Genomic DNA, 1,237 nt, shown 5'->3' on the forward strand with positions numbered 1-1,237 from the left:
GTGATTTGAAAGCCTCTTTTATGTGCCTGACCTAATACTTGATGGATCTCTTCTTCTTTATAATAAAGAATCCCGGAATAACCAGGATCACTCGTATAAGGCTCACGAGTGGCAATTGTCGGACCGGTACTGCTGCCATCCGTAAACAATTTGGCTGGTCCGATTTTGAATCTTTCGTCCCCCGTTCCGGTTATCACTCCCGAATCTACCATTTTATTCACAAATTCATGAGAATTATTCAATGAACCGACCATCGCATAGATACGGACACGAATGTCCTTATTTTTTATGGCCTGCTGCATTAAACGGAAACTGTCAGGACCATGAGCACCAGCTTCATGAATGCTTGTAATGCCTGCTTCAATGAAATGTCCCGATGCTATTTTGACCGCCTTCAACAGTTCGCTTTCTGAATAGCTTGCTCTGTCGGCCATTATCATATTTGCTGTTTCAATGAGTTTTCCTGTAAGCCTCCCCGCTCCATCCTTTTCAATGATCCCTCCAGTTGGAATCTCTGAGTTTTCATCAATTCTAGCAATCTCAAGCGCCCTGCTATTCACCACGCTTATATGGCTGCATGTGCGATTCACGATAATGGGATGGTCTGTTGAAATAGCATCCAATTCCGCTATTGTTGGATAATGTTTTTCTTTCACTGCGGTCTCATTGAAGCCCCAAGCCCGAATCCACTCACCTTTAGGGATCGTCGAAGCTTTCTTCTTCAGATCGATTAACAAATCTTCTATAGATTTGATATGTTCAGCTTTACAGCTCACTGCCAATTGATTGACACCATACAAGATAAGATGAATATGAGAATCTATAAACCCGGGAAGTAAGGACTTTCCCTGCAAATCAATCACATTTGTTTCTTCTCCGATAAATACCTTGATTTCCTGATTCGTTCCGACTGCCGAGATACGATCACCGTTAATTGCCAGGGCTTCCGCGACTTCATTTTTTTGATTTACGGTTATGACTTCGCCGTTTATGAACACGATATCAGCTTTCAACCAACACACCCCTTCCTTATTGTTTCCCCCTCAGTTCTGCCACCTCTTCATTTGCTGTCCCTGCCGCCACTTACCGGAATATTCTGTTTTCAACAGATTCATTATATCCACACCAGATTGTGAAATCATTAGACAAATAGTCAAAAATATCATCGTTTTTTTATACCTTTTATATAATTGCGTCTTAATTCCCGTGGTTTGCTGGCCCCAGCCCCGTCTATTCC

At 42.3% G+C, this 1,237-nt stretch carries 2 protein-coding genes; both read right to left on the bottom strand.

All coding sequences use genetic code 11. The features are described 5' to 3' along the window. Positions 1-1,013: amidohydrolase (locus AC1DVB_RS27345; RefSeq protein WP_477591969.1), on the bottom strand; the 1,013-nt coding region annotated here is incomplete at its 3' end. Between the two features lie 30 nt (positions 1,014-1,043). Further along, a partial coding sequence (locus AC1DVB_RS27350) for a hypothetical protein (RefSeq protein WP_477591971.1) occupies positions 1,044-1,237 on the bottom strand: 194 nt, incomplete at its 5' end.

It is taken from the genome of Peribacillus sp. P4_D6, assembly GCF_056401795.1.